Annotated in this window: 16 protein-coding genes; 11 read left to right on the top strand and 5 right to left on the bottom strand. The window is 67.1% G+C overall.

Annotated features, from left to right (window positions below):
* Window positions 1-151: 151 nt before the first annotated feature.
* On the bottom strand, window positions 152-799 hold the full coding sequence (locus L1080_RS19895) for a HemK2/MTQ2 family protein methyltransferase (RefSeq protein WP_250770714.1): 648 nt from the start codon (window positions 797-799) through the stop codon (window positions 152-154).
* 179 nt (window positions 800-978) lie between these two features.
* Here L1080_RS19895 and malQ point away from each other — a divergent pair, with 179 nt between their 5' ends.
* From malQ to purM, 11 genes are all read left to right on the top strand, one after another.
* Entirely contained in the window at window positions 979-3129 is a 2151-nt protein-coding gene (malQ, locus tag L1080_RS19890; protein WP_250770711.1) for a 4-alpha-glucanotransferase, read from the top strand.
* Between the two features lie 380 nt (window positions 3130-3509).
* Window positions 3510-4688 carry a carboxylate-amine ligase gene (locus tag L1080_RS19885; protein WP_250770708.1) on the top strand — a complete coding sequence of 393 codons (1179 nt, stop codon included), beginning with the start codon at window positions 3510-3512 and terminating at the stop codon, window positions 4686-4688.
* Between the two features lie 40 nt (window positions 4689-4728).
* Window positions 4729-4971, top strand: a complete 243-nt coding sequence (locus L1080_RS19880; RefSeq protein WP_250770706.1) for a hypothetical protein — start codon at window positions 4729-4731, stop codon at window positions 4969-4971.
* Complete coding sequence (locus L1080_RS19875) at window positions 4950-5303, top strand: VOC family protein (protein ID WP_250770704.1); 354 nt, start codon at window positions 4950-4952, stop codon at window positions 5301-5303. The genes L1080_RS19880 and L1080_RS19875 overlap by 22 nt, the downstream gene beginning before the upstream one ends.
* A gap of 25 nt (window positions 5304-5328) precedes the next feature.
* Window positions 5329-6615 (top strand): M18 family aminopeptidase, encoded by a 1287-nt coding sequence (locus tag L1080_RS19870; RefSeq protein WP_250770702.1) that lies wholly within the window; start codon window positions 5329-5331, stop codon window positions 6613-6615.
* Between the two features lie 146 nt (window positions 6616-6761).
* Complete coding sequence (gene purL, locus L1080_RS19865; RefSeq protein WP_250770700.1) at window positions 6762-9047, top strand: phosphoribosylformylglycinamidine synthase subunit PurL; 2286 nt, start codon at window positions 6762-6764, stop codon at window positions 9045-9047.
* 3 nt (window positions 9048-9050) lie between these two features.
* Complete coding sequence (locus L1080_RS19860; protein WP_250770698.1) at window positions 9051-10820, top strand: alpha/beta hydrolase; 1770 nt, start codon at window positions 9051-9053, stop codon at window positions 10818-10820.
* Window positions 10817-11461: a CPBP family intramembrane glutamic endopeptidase gene (locus L1080_RS19855; RefSeq protein ID WP_159919627.1), complete on the top strand. Its 645-nt coding sequence runs from the start codon at window positions 10817-10819 to the stop codon at window positions 11459-11461. Before L1080_RS19860 ends, L1080_RS19855 begins: the two co-directional genes overlap by 4 nt.
* Window positions 11462-11465: 4 nt before the next feature.
* The gene (locus tag L1080_RS19850; protein WP_250770696.1) at window positions 11466-11849 is read left to right on the top strand and encodes a sterol carrier family protein; all 384 of its coding nucleotides are present in this window, start codon (window positions 11466-11468) and stop codon (window positions 11847-11849) included.
* A gap of 406 nt (window positions 11850-12255) precedes the next feature.
* Entirely contained in the window at window positions 12256-13839 is a 1584-nt protein-coding gene (gene purF / locus L1080_RS19845; protein WP_109327225.1) for an amidophosphoribosyltransferase, read from the top strand.
* Between the two features lie 118 nt (window positions 13840-13957).
* Window positions 13958-15037 (top strand): phosphoribosylformylglycinamidine cyclo-ligase, encoded by a 1080-nt coding sequence (purM, locus tag L1080_RS19840; protein WP_159919629.1) that lies wholly within the window; start codon window positions 13958-13960, stop codon window positions 15035-15037.
* A gap of 107 nt (window positions 15038-15144) precedes the next feature.
* On the opposite strand, the gene L1080_RS19835 is transcribed toward purM, so the two are convergent.
* The 4 genes from L1080_RS19835 to ygfZ form a co-directional block, all read right to left on the bottom strand.
* A complete protein-coding gene (locus tag L1080_RS19835) occupies window positions 15145-15345 on the bottom strand; it encodes a DUF3073 domain-containing protein (RefSeq protein WP_109327228.1) in 201 nt (66 codons plus the stop codon).
* A 181-nt stretch (window positions 15346-15526) separates the two neighbouring features.
* Window positions 15527-16480, bottom strand: coding sequence for an asparaginase (locus tag L1080_RS19830; RefSeq protein ID WP_250770694.1), 954 nt, complete (start codon window positions 16478-16480; stop codon window positions 15527-15529).
* A complete protein-coding gene (locus L1080_RS19825; protein ID WP_159919632.1) occupies window positions 16477-17160 on the bottom strand; it encodes an MOSC domain-containing protein in 684 nt (227 codons plus the stop codon). The genes L1080_RS19830 and L1080_RS19825 overlap by 4 nt, the downstream gene beginning before the upstream one ends.
* Window positions 17157-18278 carry a CAF17-like 4Fe-4S cluster assembly/insertion protein YgfZ gene (gene ygfZ, locus L1080_RS19820; protein WP_250770691.1) on the bottom strand — a complete coding sequence of 374 codons (1122 nt, stop codon included), beginning with the start codon at window positions 18276-18278 and terminating at the stop codon, window positions 17157-17159. The genes L1080_RS19825 and ygfZ overlap by 4 nt, the downstream gene beginning before the upstream one ends.
* Window position 18279: the final 1 nt, after the last annotated feature.

Genomic DNA, 18279 nt, shown 5'->3' with positions numbered 1-18279 from the left:
GACGAATCCCGGCGTCGGCTGCGTGCTCAACCTTCGCTCAGGATAGCGTGCCGCGCATGTTTCGGCAATGAAAACTGCCGAGTAACGAGTGGAAATGTGTTGTCACTCAGCAACCGGCATGCCGGTTGCTGCCGACTACTTCTGTCGCCGACTACTTCGCGGCTCGAAACACGACGATCTGCTCGCGGGACTGCCCGGGCTCTATGAGACCGCGCTCCTCGAGCATCTTCCGCCGTCGCTCGAGAACCGGCCCGAAGGGAATTTGTGCCGTGGCTGCTAACTCGACCCTCAAATTCTGCTCTTCGAGCATCGTCTGGGTCTTCTCGATCCCACTGAGCGCGGACTGGGCGAGGAGGAGTACCCCACCGGGAGCCAGCACGTCCGGTGATTGAGCGCAGATCCTGTCGAGCAGGGCGCGACCGTTCTTGCCCGCGTCCCACGCCCGGGCAACACCTCGCGCGGGAAGGGCGTCGTCGTGTGCGGGAACGTACGGCGGGTTGGACACGATGAGATCGAATCGCTCGGACCGAATCGACTCGGTGAGGTCACCGCGGAGAACGCGAATCGGGAGTCTCCTCGTCAGCGCGTTGAGCCGGATACTGAGCACTGCCCGGAGCGACACGTCCACCGCGGTGACCGATCCGGCACCGGCCTCAGCTGCCCGGACGCTCAGGGCGCCGGTGCCTGCACAGAGGTCGAGAACGCGTGAGGAAGGCCCTAGCTCCTCGGCTGCGATCACGTCAGCCAGCATCTCCGTATCGTCCTGTGGGCGATAGACTCCAGGAAGACGTAGCAGCATCTGGGCTCCTTGGTCGGTGAGAGTGCGAGGTGAGTCCGAACTCTGTCACCGGGCACTCTCGGCAATGTCGAGTCGAACGGCAGTGTCGATTGGGGTCCAATTACCCGGGACGCGCCCGGATCAATCAGTTCCGTGTCCACGGCGCGCGCACGCACCGTCGACCTGGCACGATCGACAAGGTGAGCTACAGCCAGCAGTTGCGGAATCTAGCGGCCCGGCACGGCGTGGCGACGTCGTACGAGGGATGGGACGAGCAACGTCACGAGGTCGGGGACGAGACACTGCGCACCGTCCTCGCGGCGATGGATGTCCCGGCCGACACCGACGTCGAGGTCGAGGATGCGCTCGCAGAGTGCGAACTGGCTCCTTGGCGACGGGCACTGCCACCGGTCGTCGTCGGAGTGCAGGGCACCGAGGCACGCTTCGTCGTCCACGTGCCGCACGGTGACCCCGTCACCGTCACGATCGTCACCGAATTCGGCGACGAGGTCGCGGCGCGGCAGCTCGACGTGTGGGTCGATCCGCGAGAGGTCGATGGCGCCCTGATCGGCCGCGCGACTTTCGCCGTCCCCGCCGACCTACCCTCGGGGTGGCACGAGATCCGCGCGTCGACGTGGAGAAACGGGACGGATCCGTCCGACGCTACGTCAGAGTCGTGCACGCTCGTCGTCACGCCGGCCCGGTTGTCGACATCGAATTCTCTCAGCGACCGGCAACGGTGGGGAGTCCTTGCCCAGCTGTACTCCGTGCGTTCCCGTCGTTCGTGGGGTCTCGGCGACTTCGGGGACCTGGGGGACTTGGCCACGATCTTCGGTTCCGTGCACGGCGCCGACTACGTTCTGGTGAATCCGCTGCATGCGGCGCAACCGAAACCCCCGGTCGAGGCGTCTCCCTATCTGCCGACCACGCGCAGGTTCGTCAATCCGCTGTACATCCGCGTTGAGAACATCCGGGAGGCCGCGTACCTGCCCCGTCCGCACTACGCCCGTATGCGTGAGGCGGCGGCCCGTTTCGAGCGGGCCAACGGCAAGGCCGATCGGATCGACAGGGACAGGTCCTACCGCGCCAAACTCCGGACACTCGAGCGGGTCTTCCGAGTCGAGCGCAGCGCGAGTCGTCAGCAGGCGTTCGACGAATTCCGCCGCACCGAAGGGGACGGGCTCCGCGACTTCGCGACCTGGTGCGCCCTCGCCGAGAAATTGTCTCCGCGGGACCCGCGATGGCAGACGAAGGCTGCCTCGCCCGACACCGAATGGGTGCGAGCACAACGCGACAAGCTCTCCGATCGCATCGAATTCCATTCTTGGTTGCAGTGGATCTGCGACGAACAACTCGCCGAGGCTCAGCACGCTGCCCGCGCGGCAGGCATGGACATCGGTGTCGTGCACGACCTGGCGGTCGGTGTCCAGCATGGCGGAGCGGACGCCTGGTCGCTCGGATCCGCTCTCGCGGAAGGTATTACGGTCGGCGCTCCACCTGACGACTTCAACCAGCAGGGCCAGTCCTGGGATCAGCCGCCATGGCGGCCCGATCGGCTCGCCGAATTGGGCTATGCCCCCTATCGCGACATGCTGCGCACCGTGCTCAAGCATGCAGGTGGACTGCGCGTCGACCATATCCTCGGCCTGTTCCGACTGTGGTGGATACCGAAGGGTGCGGCGTCACCGGCGGAAGGGACCTACGTCACCTACGACCACGAAGCCCTCATCGGGATTCTGGTTCTCGAGGCGGAACGCGCGGGGGCCGTCGTCATCGGCGAAGACCTGGGTGTCTTCGAGCCGATGGTGCAGGAGTATCTCGCCGAACGCGGCGTGTTGGGGACGTCGATTCTGTGGTTCGAGCGCGACGTCGACGGACCCATTCCGCCCGAGAAATACCGTTCCCTGTGTCTGACTTCCGTGACGACGCACGATCTTCCACCGACCGCCGGGTATCTCGCGGGCGAGCACATCGAATTGCGTTCGCGGTTGGGCCTTCTCGAACGGGACCTCGAATCCGAGAAAGAACACGACACGCGTCAGCGCGAATCCGTTCTGCAGATGGCCCGGGACCGCGGGCTGTCGGAGGACGGCGCGTCGATCGAGGACACCGTGAAGGCGTTGTACGCGTTGATCGGCCGGAGTCCCTCCATGTTGCTGGGAGTTGCACTCGTCGACCTCGTCGGCGAGCACCGCATCCAGAATCAACCGGGCACGGGCGATGCCCAGTACCCGAACTGGAAGATTCCCCTGGCCGACGCCTCAGGTAAGGCGGTTCCTCTCGAGGACCTGGCGCGGGCCGACTATAGCTACGTCGAATGCGAGGCGGTCACAGCGCAAGGGCACTCCTGACTTTGGCCTGCGTCAACATGTGCATTCCTTGACGGGGGCGGCGGTGATGCCTGAACGGGGGCCGCCTCGGCGGCTGTCGGGATGGTGAGAGCGACGGTCTGTGGTGACGCGTGTCCGGTGTGGACCGGTCATGAGGGCCCCGATCGGGGTTCGGTACGCATCCCTGGGCGCAGAACTCGTGAAAAGTTGGCGAACCTGCGATTGCGGCAGTGATTCGAATACCGGCGCCGGGGTATTCGGATTCTGTCACCGGTCGGTCAGGAAGTGCGCCGACGCCGAATGAGAGGCGTTGGGTGCGAATGCCGCCCCACGCCTCACCGCGGAGGAAGGGGTGCGGCCGTGCTGATAGACGTCCCGCGGCTCGTCGTGGGGGTGCGACGATGAGTTTGCGACCACTCGACAGCGCACGATCGGATGTACCCGGTTCCAGCCGCGGTCCGTCGGTCGGAGTGGAGGAAGAGTTCTTCCTCGTCGACGCGTCGACGAACCGAATGCTCGAGTGCAATCGGGAGGTCGTCGACAGTGCCCGAAGCCTGGGCGGCACGCTCGATCTGGAGCTGAAGAAGAGCCAGGTGGAGACCAACACCCCGGTGTGCCGCGGAATGCGCCAGTTGTACGAGCAGATCGCGGGGGCTCGCTCGGTTGCGGCGGCGGCAGCGACCCAGCACGGGGCGGCCCTGTTGTCCACGGGGGTGCCGCCGGTGTGCGGCGAGTTCTCGACGGTCACCGATGTACCCCGTTACCAGCGGATGGCGGAGCGGTACGGGTCTCTCGTGTCCGAGCACGAGGTGTGTGGTTGCCACGTGCACGTGGCGATCAGTGACCGCGAGACCGCGGTGCAGGTGTGCAATTATCTGCGGCTCTGGCTGCCGACTCTCCTCGCGCTGACCGCGAACTCTCCGATCCATCGAGGCCGTGACACCGGGTTCGCGAGCTGGCGGGCGGTGCTCGGAGGCCGGTGGGCGTGCTCGTGGGCACCTCCGTACTTCACATCGGCCGATCACTACGACTCGGTGGTCGGCGTGATGATCGAGTCCGGCGGGATTCTCGACGAGGCGATGGTGTACTGGGATGTCCGCCCCTCCGCGCACCTTCCCACCGTCGAGGTCCGGGTCAGTGACGTGCCCGGCACCGTGGACGAAACGGTGGTCGTGGCCACGCTGATTCGTGCCCTGGTCGCGGCAGCGGAGCGTTCGGTACATGCCGGACGGCTAGCGCTTCCGGTGGCGCCCGAGGTACTGCGGGCCGCTTATCTGCGTGCCGCGCGCGAAGGCGTCAGCGGGCAGTTGCTCGACGTCACCTCTTCGCGGTTGATCACACCTGCGCGCCAGCTGTCCTCGCTGATCCGTCACGTGCAGACGGAACTCGACGAGTTCGGTGAGCGCAGCAGGGTGGAGAAGATGGTGAAGAAGATCCTGGCTCAGGGCAACGGCGCTACGCGGCAGCGGGAGGCGTTCTCCCGGCGACAGGACGCGGCGGACGTGGTGTCGGTTGCGGCTCGCCACACGCTCGCGGGTTCGTGGCCCGCTGCGATCCGCGAGCGCGACACCGTTCATTGAAGGCCGACACCGCACGATGACATCGGGGAAGGAAATCGACGTGGCCGAACGTAAAGCTTCCGTCTTCGAGGTGGAGCACGAAATCGATGCCGACACGATCCGGAAGGCGCAGCGGGCGGTCGCGTCGCGTTCGCGCGATGCTCACGATTGCAAGGATCTGTTGTCGATCCTCGGGATCCTGCACATCACACCGGCTCCGAGTGACACCGCGGCCCGCGCAGGAGCCGAAAACGTGTCGGTGAGCGGGGATAGGGTGCGCCCATGGCACTCGAACTCGGCATGATCACCTTCGACAGCACAGATCCCGGACCGCTGGCCACCTGGTGGGCGGAGCAGACTGCGGGCACGGTCGAGCAGGAGAACGACGGATGGTTCTATGTCGTCGCGCTTCCGAACTCGCCGTACAAGCTCGCCTTCCAAAAGGTGGACGACCCCACGCCGGGGAAGAACCGCATTCACCTCGACCTGACGTCCGAGAATCTCGACGGCGAGGTGGGCAGACTGACCGTCGGGGGCGCGACGGAGGTGGCGCAACGCGAGATGGACGGATTCCGCTGGGTCACCCTCGCCGATCCCGACGGCAATCAGTTCTGCGTCTCGGGTCCACACAGCTAGCACCGCGTCCTGCATGATTGGCTCCATGCATTCCACTACGTGGGCCGACGCCCAGGGCCTGTGCACCTTCGTCGATGCGTCACCGTCGCCCTTCCATGTGTGCGCGACGGTGTCGATGTTGCTGTCCGGCAACGGATTTATCGAGCTGCACGAGACGGACTCGTGGCCCGGCGAACCTGGCCGCTACTTTCTGGTTCGCGGCGGATCACTCATCGCCTGGAGCACCGAGCGGGTCGGGCGGACGGCGCCGTTCCGCATCGTCGGCGGGCACACCGACAGCCCGAACCTGCGCGTCAAGCAGCATCCCGATCTGTGGTCGGCCGGGTGGCAGATGGTGGGTCTCGAGCCGTACGGGGGTGCGTGGCTCAATTCGTGGCTCGACCGCGACCTGGGTATCTCGGGACGCCTGAGCGTGCGGGTCGGCAACGTGGTGGAACAGAAACTCGTTCGCATCGACCAACCGATCCTGCGGGTCCCGCAGCTCGCAATTCACCTGTCGGAGGATCGCAAGGGAGTGCACCTCGACCCGCAACGACACCTCAACGCGGTCTGGGGTGTCGGTTCGGGACGTCGATCCTTCATCGACTTCGTCGCGGACCGGGCCGAGGTGCCCGCGGATTCGGTGCTCGGCTGGGAACTGATGACCCACGACCTCGCGCCCAGTGCGGTGGTCGGGACGGAGGAGGATCTCGTCAGCGCGCCGCGGCTCGACAACCAGGGCACCTGCTACGCCGGAACCCAGGCACTGCTCGCCGCCGCCGAGTACCCGGCAGGTGATCACGTGCCCGTGCTCGCGCTCTTCGATCACGAGGAGGTCGGGAGTATGTCGGATCGCGGGGCGTTCTCGGACCTGCTCAACACCGTTCTCGAGCGCATCGTGCTCGGCCGGGGTGGCGGGCGCGAAGAATTCCTGCAGGCCATGGCCGGCTCGGTGTGTGCGTCGGGCGACATGGCGCACGCCACGCACCCCAACTATCCGGACCGCCACGAACCCGCACACCAGATCGCCGTCAACGCCGGGCCGGTCCTCAAGGTCAATCAGAATCTGCGCTACGCCACCGACGCGGCGGGCGCGGGAGCGTTCGCGCTGGCGTGCGATCAGGCCGGCGTGCCGTTGCAGAGGTATGTGCACCGCGCCGATCTGCCGTGCGGGTCGACCATCGGCCCGATCACCGCCTCACGAACCGGTCTGAGCACCGTCGACGTCGGTGCCGCTCAACTGGGCATGCACTCTTCGCGGGAACTGATGGGTGCCCGCGACGTGCGGGCATACTCCGACGCCCTTGCGGCGTTCCTCACACCGACAGCCTGACGCCGGGCAGGCCGGTGAGCGCCAGGTCGATGGCGGAAGAAGGTGCCGGATAGACTGACGTACGGCTCGTCGCCACCCGGCTCACCGGCCGGCCCTGACTCCGGCTTGCCGCTCTTGACTCCCGTAGGGAAGGGACCACACCTCCAGTGTCAGCACACCCGGTCGATACCGTCACCGCCGCCGCCGCGAACCCCGAAGTCGCGCAGCCTTACAAAGAGCTTGGCCTCAAGGACGACGAGTACGCCCGTATCAAGGAGATCCTGGGCCGGCGCCCCACCGAGGCCGAGCTGGCGATGTACTCGGTGATGTGGAGTGAGCACTGCTCGTACAAGTCTTCCAAGGTGCACCTGAAGTACTTCGGTGAGACCACCACCGACGAGATGCGCTCCTCGATGCTCGCCGGTATCGGGGAGAACGCCGGAGTGGTCGACATCGGTGACGGCTGGGCCGTCACCTTCAAGGTCGAAAGCCACAACCATCCGTCCTACGTCGAGCCCTACCAGGGTGCGGCCACCGGTGTCGGCGGCATCGTCCGCGACATCATGGCCATGGGCGCGCGTCCCATCGCCGTCATGGACCAGCTGCGTTTCGGTGCGGCGGATGCCCCCGACACCCGGCGCGTGGTCGACGGTGTGGTGCGCGGTGTCGGTGGCTACGGCAACTCGCTCGGGCTGCCCAATGTGGGCGGCGAAACCGTGTTCGACGAGTCGTACGCCGGAAACCCTCTGGTCAACGCGCTGTGTGCTGGTGCCATGCGCGTCGAGGATCTGCATCTCGCCTTCGCCTCGGGCGCCGGTAACAAGATCATTCTGTTCGGTGCCCGCACCGGACTCGACGGCATCGGCGGCGTGTCCGTGCTTGCGTCGGAGACGTTCGACGGCGACGAATCGGGTACCGGCCGGAAGAAGCTCCCGGCTGTGCAGGTGGGCGATCCGTTCACCGAGAAGGTGCTCATCGAGTGCTGTCTCGAGCTGTATGCCGCCAAGCTCGTGGTCGGTATCCAGGACCTCGGCGGTGCCGGACTGTCCTGCGCCACGTCCGAGTTGGCCGCGGCCGGCGACGGCGGCATGCACATCGACCTCGAGCAGGTCCCGATGCGCGCGACGGGCATGACGGCGGCAGAGGTGCTGTCCAGCGAGTCGCAGGAACGTATGTGTGCCGTCGTGACGCCCGAGAACGTGGATGCGTTCATGGCCGTGTGCAAGAAGTGGGATGTTCTCGCCACGGTGATCGGTGAGGTCACCGACGGTGACCGTCTCACGATTTCCTGGCACGGCGAAACCGTCGTCGACGTGCCGCCGCGCACCGTCGCCCACGAGGGCCCTGTGTACGAGCGTCCCGTGCAGCGGCCCGCGAGCCAGGATGCGCTGGTCGCGAACACCACGGCGGGGCTGAAGCGGCCCGAGTCCGCCGAGGAGCTGAAGGCGACGCTGCTGAAGATGATCGCGTCGCCGGCTCTGTGCAGCCGGAAGTGGATCACCGAGCAGTACGACCGTTACGTCCGCGGCAACACGGTACTGGCCGAAAATGCCGATTCCGGTGTCATCCGCATCGACGAGGAGACAGGCCGCGGCATCGCCCTGGCCACCGACGCGTCCGGCCGCTACACCGCACTCGACCCGTACACCGGAGCGCAGCTGGCACTCGCCGAGGCGTTCCGCAACGTTGCCGTCACCGGAGCCACCCCGAAGGCCGTCAGCAACTGCCTCAATTTCGGATCCCCGGAAGACCCGGGCGTGATGTGGCAGTTCCAGCAGGCCGTGCGCGGTCTGGCCGATGGTTGCGCCAAGCTGGGCATTCCCGTCACCGGTGGCAACGTGAGCTTCTACAACCAGACCGGTTCTACGCCGATCCTGCCCACCCCGGTGGTCGCAGTGCTCGGCGTCATCGACGACGTGCACCGGCGCATCCCCACGGGCCTCGGTCTCGAACCGGGTGAAACGCTGATTCTGCTCGGCGAGACGCGTGACGAATTCGACGGTTCGATCTGGTCGCAGGTCGAGCACGGACATCTCGGCGGCGTCCCCCCGCAGGTCGATCTCGAACGCGAGCAGCTTCTCGCCGACATCCTCCTGGCGTCGTCGCGTGACGGCCTGGTGTCTGCCGCACACGATCTCTCGGAAGGTGGCCTCGCGCAGGCTGTCGTCGAGGCCGCGCTCGCCGGTGAAACCGGTTGCCGCATCCTGCTTCCCGACGATGCCGATCCGTTCGTCACCTTGTTCTCCGAGTCGTCGGGTCGTGTGCTCGTCGCCGTCCCGCGTACGGAAGAAACTCGCTTTACCGGAATGTGCACGGCACGTAACCTCCCGTGGGTGCGCATCGGTGTGGTGGACGAAGGCTCCGACTCCGTGGAGATCCAGGGACAATTCTCGATCACCCTTGCCGAACTGCGCGCGACGTCAGAAGCGACCCTGCCGGCGTTGTTCGGGTGATGCGTGGTCGAATCGGGGGCGCTGGACAGGATTGACACCGAGCCGCGGGAACGCCCGCGGCTCGGTGGATCGATCCGTCTTCGCGACTCCCGGCTCGAAAGATTGTGGCGTCTCCTGCGTCTCGACGTCACCGGCATCGCCTGTGCGACGCTGTTCTTCTGCTGGTCACTCACCCCGTCGTTGCTGCCTCGTGACTGGCTGTTCCAGGGTTTGATCGGGGGGATCAACGCCGCGATCGGCTATGCGTTCGGTACGGCGCTGGGTTGGGCCGTGCGCCGGTACTTCTTGCGACGCAAGGCGTGGTGGCCGCTGCCGGAATCACGATCCACCACGATCACGGTATTCGTCACGGTCACCTCCGTGGTGGTGAGCCTGGTGATGCTCGGGTACTCGGCGGCGTGGCAGCGGGAGATCGCCGGCCTCATGGGCGCCGAGGGCACCACGACCACGGGATACATCCGTACCGGTGGGCTCAGCTTGCTGGTCGGTGGGGCCATCGTCTCGGGGTGGCGGCTGCTGCGCGAGTTGGTGCGATGGATAGCGGGCCGTCTGATCCGGCGCTGGCACCTCGCCATTCCCACCGCCACGACAGCGGGCATCCTCATCGTCACGGTGTTGTTTCTCCTCCTCGTCGACGGGGTTCTGGTACGCGGCATCTATGCCGTCGCCAATCTAGGGTTCAGCCTGCAGAATTCGTCCACCCGGGACGGTGTCGTCCAGCCGGTCGACCCCGAAAAGTCGGGCAGCCCGGCGTCGTTCGCGCCGTGGGACACGCTCGGGTACGAGGGCCGCAACTTCGTCTCCCGGGGGCTGGACGCAGCCGGTCTCACTGCAGCGAACGGCACACCGGCCGTAAACCCGATCCGTGTCTATGCCGGCCTCGAGACGGCCGAGGACGCGGACGCCCGCATGGACATCGTCATCGACGAACTCGAGCGGACCGGGGCATTCCAGCGCGAGGTGCTGGTGGTCATCCCGACCACGGGAACAGGATGGGTGAATCCCACTGCAGCGCAGGCTATCGAGCTCGTCCACAACGGAAACACCGCGTTGGTGGCCAGTCAGTATTCCTTCCTGCCGAGTTGGGTGTCCTTCCTCGCCGACCGAGACAAGGCCGCCGAGGCGGGACGACAACTCATCGGCCGGGTGCACGAACGTTGGCTCCAGGAGCCCGAGGCAACCCGTCCCAAGTTGCTGGTCTACGGCGAGAGTCTCGGGACTCAGGCGGGAGAGGGTGCCTTCGACACGCTGACCGACATCCGGCAGACCGTCGACGGTGTGCTCTGGGTCGGCCCGCCCAATGCGAACCGTCTGTGGGGGCAGTTGATCGAGCGTCGTGACCCCGGCACCTCTGAGGTGGATCCGGAGTACGCCGCGGGTCTGGTGGTGCGATTCGCCGACGACGCCGCCGACATGGTCGACAACACTGGGGAGTGGCTCTCTCCCCGGATCCTGTACGTGCAACACGCATCCGATCCGGTGGTGTGGTGGTCGCCGGACCTCGCGTTCACCAGACCGGACTGGTTGAAGGAACCGCCGGGCGACGACCGCTCACCGTCGATGAAATGGTTTCCCTTCGTGACGTTCTGGCAGGTGTCGGCCGATCTCACCAACGCGGCCGGAGTACCGGACGGGCACGGTCACAATTACGGGACGCTCGTGCTCGACGGGTGGGTCACCGTTGCTCAGCCCGAGGGATGGACACCGCTCGACACCATGCGGGTCCGGACGGCTCTCGACATGCTTGCCGGTAGCGAGGGTCCAGAGAAGTGAGCAGATCGTCGTCTGTGTTGGTGGCAACGGCGGTCGTGGTGTGGAACAACGGGATACTTCCGCGGTGCGGGTGGGGGCCGTACGGGCGCGCGGTCGCCGGCGCCGCAACGGCGCTGACAGCGGTGGGAGTGGTGCGCGCCGCCGGGTACAGCCGGAACGAACTAGGGCTGTCCCCAGCCACAGTGCCTGCGGGACTGAGATCCGGCGCGGCGGCCGCGCTGATCCCGGTGGTCGCAGGTGCCACGGCCGTAGTGGCGCAGCCGTGGCGAAGTGGGGTACGGCGCGCAGCGCATTCCGCGGACTTCTACGGCTGGGTCGGGTTTCGGATCCCCGTGGGCACGGTGGTCGCCGAGGAACTGCTGTTCCGCAGCGTCCTGAGCGCCGTCCTGCAACGGGAGTGGTCACCGCGGACCGCGCGTGCGTTGCATGCGGTGACGTTCGGACTCTGGCACCTTCGGGCAGCCCGACTCGCGCACGACAGTGTCCTCGGCACGGTGATCGTCACCGCCGCATCGGGAGTGTTGTTCGAAGAGCTGAGGCGCCGGAGCGGCAGCGTCGTAGCGCCCGCACTGCTGCACCTTTCGGTCAACGTCGCCGGCGCGGTGGCCGCCCGGGCCGCGGAACCCGGACCAGTAGATTGAAGGCATGCCGCGTCGAGCCGTGAACCCAGCCGAGATGAGGGCGGCCGTCCTGGAAATCGGCCCGTGGTTACGCGGGGACACCGTCGAGAAGCCGTCCCGAACCGTCCTCGCTGCGGCGGTCCGGCTCAGCGCCCGAACTCTCGAGCAGGTGGCCCCCGGATCGAGCGTCGAGGTGAGGGTTCCCCCGTTCGTGGCGGTGCAGTGCATCGAGGGCCCGCGCCACACGAGGGGCACACCACCCAACGTGGTGGAAACCGACCCGCGGACCTGGTTGCTCCTCGTGACGGGCCTGATCGACTTCGATGAGGCGACTCAGGGCGGCGAGGTCACCGTGTCGGGGGCCCGCGCCGGCGAGATCGCCCACTGGTTGCCGCTGCTGCGGGTGTAGTCAGCCCAGCCACAACGAACGGGTGCGCGGCAGCCCACTCGACCCGTCGTCGGACGGACGAACGGCGAGCACCTGTGGCCGACGCGCCCACGTGTTCCGACATACCGATGCCGGAGATGCGGCCTCGGAGCCGTCCCAGCATCGGACGCGCACGGGAAGTGGTATTCCGATGACGCCCTCGAAGGCGTCGAGGAGGCGTGTGGCCGCGGTCGGAGCCGTGGTGCGGACAGTCAACGGACGACCCCCACTCTGTCGATCCGAGCTTTCGATCGGTATCGAAACCAACCGATGTGGGCCCGTCCATCCCGGATCTGCACACACGCATGGGGCACCGTGGCCGAGCCGACCGCCGACGGCACGTAGACTGTGGGTGCCCCTCACACGCCCATCCCCAGGGAGCACCCCGGTGACCAGAGCCGATCTGTCGGTCAACAGTCCTAATCTCCTCTCTTCGAACCCGTCCGACGAGGACGAGAACGAACCCCGCGAAGAATGCGGCGTCTTCGGCGTCTGGGCGCCGGGAGAGGATGTGGCGAAACTCACGTACTACGGCCTCTATGCTCTGCAGCACCGTGGACAGGAAGCGGCAGGCATTGCCGTCGCGGACGGCTCCCAGGTGCTGGTGTTCAAGGACCTCGGTCTGGTCAGTCAGGTGTTCGACGAGCAGACGCTGGCCGCCATGCCCGGGCATGTCGCCGTAGGGCACTGCCGGTACTCGACCACGGGATCGACCACGTGGGAGAACGCCCAGCCGATCTTCCGGACCACCGCCGCGGGCAGCGGCATCGCTCTCGGACACAACGGCAACTTGGTGAACACGGCGGAGTTGGCCGGACGCGCGCGGGAAGCCGGGCTGGTCAACGACAAGCGCCCGGGCGGCGCCACCTCCGATTCGGATGTCGTCGGTGCCCTCCTCGCGCATGCCGCCACGGACAGCACCATCGAGCAGGCGGCCATGAAGCTGCTGCCGACGCTCCGCGGCGCGTTCTGTCTCACCTTCATGGACGAGCACACTCTCTACGCGGCCCGAGACCCGCACGGCATCCGCCCACTCTGTCTCGGCCGCCTGGACCGCGGCTGGGTGGTCGCCAGCGAGACCGCCGCCCTCGACATCGTCGGTGCATCCTTCGTCCGCGACATCGAGCCCGGTGAACTCCTCGCCATCGACGCCGACGGAGTCCGCTCCTCCCGTTTCGCGAACCCCGAGCCCAAGGGCTGCGTGTTCGAGTACGTGTACCTGGCGCGCCCGGACAGCGTCATCGCCGGCCGTTCGGTGCACTCCACCCGCGTCGAGATCGGCCGTCGACTCGCCACCGAGCATCCGGCCGACGGCGACCTCGTCATTCCGGTTCCGGAGTCGGGCACCCCCGCCGCGGTCGGGTACGCGCAGGGGTCGGGAATTCCGTACGGCCAGGGGTTGATGAAGAACGCCTACGTGGGCCGTACCTTCATCCAGCCGTCCCAGACCATTCGTCAGCTCGGTATCCGGCTCAAGCTCAACCCGCTCAAGGAAGTCATCCGAGGTAAACGTCTCGTCGTGGTGGACGACTCCATCGTCCGCGGCAACACGCAGCGCGCACTCATCCGGATGCTGCGGGAGGCGGGTGCTCTCGAAATCCACGTCCGGATCGCCTCACCGCCGGTCAAATGGCCCTGCTTCTACGGCATCGACTTCGCCTCGCCTGCCGAGCTGATCGCCAACGGCGCCGGTGGCGGAGCCGAGCCCGGAAGCTTCGACGAGATGCTCGAAGGCGTCCGCCGATCCATCGGCGCCGACACCCTCGGCTACATCTCCACCGACGGGATGATCGCGGCCACCGAGCAGCCCGCCACGCGGCTGTGCACGGCGTGCTTCACCGGCACCTATCCGATCGCACTTCCGACGGAAACGTCGATCGGCAAGAACGTCCTCGAGGGAATGCTCGAGAGCGCGGCCGGCGGTCCCGCCACCCGGGACAACGACAACGCGCACGCGCTCAGCCGACCCTAGGCCAGTACATCGGGTCGGCCGTCGAATGTGCTCCGGTACCGTAAGGGCGCAATCACAGCACTCGATTGCCCGACCGACACCACATTGACGAGCAACAGAAGGCTGGAGTAACAACCACATGACCGAGGATCCGACAAGTCGCCCTGGAGCGTCCTACGCCGCCGCGGGAGTCGACATCGCCGCAGGCGATCGGGCGGTGGAACTCTTCGCGCCCCTGGCCAAGAAGGCCAGCCGTCCCGAGGTTCTCGGTGGTCTGGGTGGATTCGCGGGTCTGTTCGCGCTCAAGGGTGATTACAAGGAGCCGCTGCTCGCGGCCTCCACGGACGGCGTCGGCACCAAGCTCGCCGTCGCCCAGGCGCTCGACAAGCACGACACGGTCGGACTCGACCTGGTCGCGATGGTCGTCGACGATCTCGTGGTGTGCGGCGCCGAGCCGCTGTTCCTCCAGGACTACATCGCTGTCGGACGGGTCGTCCCCGAGCGGGTCGCCGAGCTGGTCAGCGGCATCGCCGAGGGTTGCATCCAGGCCGGCTGCGCGCTGCTGGGCGGTGAGACGGCAGAGCACCCGGGCGTGATGGCCGACGGCGACTACGACCTGTCGGCGACCGGCATCGGCGTGGTCGAGGCCGACCAGCTTCTCGGTCCGGACCGGGTCCGGCCCGGCGACGTCGTGATCGCTATGGGCTCCTCCGGGCTGCATTCCAATGGTTACTCGCTGGCCCGCAAGGTGCTGCTCGAGATCGACCACATGAGCTTGACGGCACACGTCGACGAGTTCGGACGCACGCTGGGCGAAGAAATGCTCGAGCCCACCAAGATCTACGCGAAGGACTGCCTGGCCCTCGCCGCCGAGACTGATGTGCGCACGTTCTGCCACGTCACCGGCGGGGGACTCGCCAACAACCTGGCCCGGGTCATGCCCAAGGGGCTCGTCGCCGAACTCGACCGCGGAACCTGGAGCCCCGCTCCCATCTTCGCGATGATCGCGCAGCGCGGTCGCGTCGAGCGCAGTGAGATGGAGCAGACGTTCAACATGGGTGTCGGCATGGTCGCCATCGTGGCTCCCGAGGACGTCGATCGTGCGCTGGCCGTCCTGACGGCACGGCACATCGACTGCTGGACGTTGGGCAGCATCAAGAAGTCGCACGACGCATCGGAGTTGCGGGCGCAGCTCGCCGGGGACCACCCGCGATTCTGAGGATCTGACAAAGCCGGACGGGGCGAGCTAGCGGCCCTGTCCGGCTGAAGATGTGGAAATGAGGGGGAGCCGGACTCGGCTCCCCCTCATTTCGTTGTCGCTACTAATCAGCGCCGCCAGTCGTCATCGTCCTCCAAGGAGTACCCCTCCCTGTCGGCACGCTGGTCAGCAAAGACCTCGTCCCGATGCGAGTTGGACGACCCACCTGAGAGCTCTCGTTGCAGGCTGTCAAAATCCGTGGTCGGTACGCTGTACTTCAACTCGCGTGCAACCTTGGTCTGCTTTGCCTTAGCCCGGCCGCGGCCCATGGCTGACCCCCTCGCGCTTTCGCGGGGCGGCCTGGGGAATTTGGCGGCCCCGTTTGAGTGTGTAAGTTCCTGCCCACACTCTAGCGTGGAAAAGTCGCTCGCGCTTCCATCCACCGCCTGTCGTGGTGTCTGTTGTGTCTCACCCAGTGCGCGAGCAGCCAGAATGCCGAAATTATTCGGCTCAGAACACTCCAGGAATCGCGCGGACCGTTCCCACCCGGACGCCACCACCGAGCACGGGCTGCGAGGCGAGGGCAGCGAGGTCCTCCGTCCACTCCGCGCCCATCCTGTGCAGCAGGGCTGCGGCGAGCGGCAGGCGGGCCCGTTCGTGGCCGTCCTCGATCTTGAGCGCGAACGCCGAACCGTCCGGCAGTGCTCCGGCGTAGACGCCTTCGGCGCCGGCCTTCGACACCAGGCCGGGCACCACCGGCATCAGCCGGGCGTCGTCCTTTCCGGTGCCCGAGATCAGATAGGGGTGCTCCCGAATGGCGTCGGCGACGGCGCGCTCCGGTGAATCGGGCTCGGCCGTGACGAGCCGCGCGAAGGCCCGCGCCAGATGCGTCAACGACAGCGGGACGATCGGGAGGCCGCAACCGTCGATACCCAATTCCGCGTCGACCTCACCGCTGATCGACCCGAGGGTCTCGACGACCGCGAGTTGCAACGGGTGCGTCGGCTCGAGGTAGCTGTCCAGCGGCCAGTCGTTGGCCAGACAGGTGGCGAGCATCGCTGCATGCTTGCCCGAGCAGTTCATGTAGACCGGCCGGGGGAGTTCGCCGGCCGCCAGCAGTTCGGCGCGGGCGAGTTCGTTGGACGGGAGGTCCGCGGGACAGCGGAGCTGGTCCTCGTCGAGTCCGTGGCGGAGAAGTAGTTCCTCGACCAGCTCGACGTGGTCCGATTCCCCTTCGTGCGAGGCGGTCGCAATCGCGAGTTCCTCCGCACTCGTCGGCGCGAAGCCGTTCCTGAGGAGCGTCACCGCTTGCCAGGGTTTGTTGGACGAACGCGGGTAGATCGGCGTGTGCACCTCGCCGACCGCGACGGCAATGTCGCCGTCCGGACCCAGGATCACCGCGGATCCTCGATGGACGCACTCGCGGAACCCCGATCGAACCACCTCGACGAGTTCGATGCTCACGTCGTCACCTTGTCCTCCGGCTCGGCCATGCCCGCTCGCTCGACGACGCGCCGGGCCATTTGGGCGGCGGCCGGCGAGAGATCCTCCTGCTGCGCGAGCAGAGCGGCGCAGCGCTCGGCGTCGCGGCCGGTGAAGAGATCACGCACAGTGACACCGTGCGCGGGTATGTGGTGGCGGTGCACGGTGTCGCCGGCACTGATCGACCCTTCCGTCACCACCCGCAGGTAGGCCCCCGTGTCCCCGCGCTGAGTGAAGCGCTTGACCCAGTGCTCCTCGCCTGCCCACACCGCAAAGGTGCGGCAGGGCGTCCGGGGGCTGTCGACTTCCAGCTCGGTGGTGCCGATCCGCCAACGCTCCCCGATCACCGCGTCGCTCGTCGGGACGCCGCGTACCCGCAGATTTTCGCCGAACCAGCCCGGTGGTAACTCGCGGCCGAGCTCCGCCTCCCACCGCCGCGCCTCGTCTTCCTGATACGCGTACACGGCTTTGAACGGGCCGCCGTGGTACTTGGTGTCGCAGACGTAGTCGCCTGCCAGCCCGGTGGCCGTCACCCGTATCGGACCGTCCACGGGACGCTTGTCGATAGCCGTGCGTTCCACACGTCGGACACCACTGTCCCGCTCGGTGTGCAGGACGCAGACAGCCAGCACCTCGCCGGCCGCCCTGGCCCCTGCGCTCACCGGCCGCGCAGCCGCTCGACGGCGGCTCGGCCGGCCTGCACGGTCTCCTCGGTGGGAACGGAGTCGGGATCGATGGAGGCGGCGCACGGTCCCGTGACCAACTCGGTGTCGACGGGAATGGAGCGTTTGATCAGGGCGAGGGCGATGGGACCGAATTCGTGATGGTCGATCACCGTGCCCACACGGCCCACTGTGCGGCCGCCTGCAGTGACAGGGTCACCGGTTTCCGGGCGACCCTCGGCGCTCCCGTCGAGGTGCAGCAGCACGAGGTGTCGGGGCGGTTTGCCGAGATTGTGAACACGGGCCACCGTCTCCTGCCCGCGGTAGCAGCCCTTCTCCAGGTGGACGGCCCCGTGCTCGGCAGGACCGCCGATCCACCGGACTTCGTGCGGGATGGTGCGTTCGTCGGTGTCGAGTCCGAGGCGGGGCCGCAGGGCCGCGACCCGGAGCGCCTCGAAGGCCCACGTTCCGGCTGGTGCGGCTCCCGCCGCGGTGAGCCGGGCCCACCAGTCGGTCAACTGCTCGCGCGGCACCAGCAGGTCGAACGAGGAGTCGGTAGGCCATGGCATGCGGCGAACGAATCCGCCGCCCGCCAGCGCGACGGCGGCGTACGGCTCGGTGGGTGCGGCGGCTCCGGCTCCCTCGAGTGCGGCGGGAGCGTCCGGTCCGATCACGGTGAGGACCGCCAGCTCGTTCCCGTCGCGGGGTTCGGCCTTGGCCCAGAACACCATCTTGGTGAGGAACGACAGGAGGTCGGGTCCGCGATCGGTCTCGGTGTCGATCCAGGTGACGCCGGCGAGGTCGGTCTGCACGAAGTGGTGTTCGACGCGGCCGTTGACGTCGAGGCTGAGGTTCTCCGCGCCCTCACCGTCGGCGAGGGCGGCGATGTGCTGGCTGGAGATGGTGTGCAGCCAGGTCAGTCGTTCGGCACCCGCGACAGCGAGGACGAAACGGTGGGACCGATCGATGACCACGGCGGAACGCTCGGCGTTGCGCTGTTCCCCGAGGGGGTCGCCGTGGTGCCATGCGACCCCGGCGTCCGGCGAGTCGTCGGGCGCGCGGACAGCGCCCGGGGCCGTGAGAAGTGGACTGGGTGAAACGGGCAGTTTGTCGACCACG

Source organism: Rhodococcus sp. MSC1_016 (assembly GCF_023667485.2).
Classification (GTDB): Bacteria; Actinomycetota; Actinomycetes; order Mycobacteriales; family Mycobacteriaceae; genus Rhodococcus_F; species Rhodococcus_F oxybenzonivorans.
This window is presented reverse-complemented; position numbering and strand designations above follow the sequence as displayed.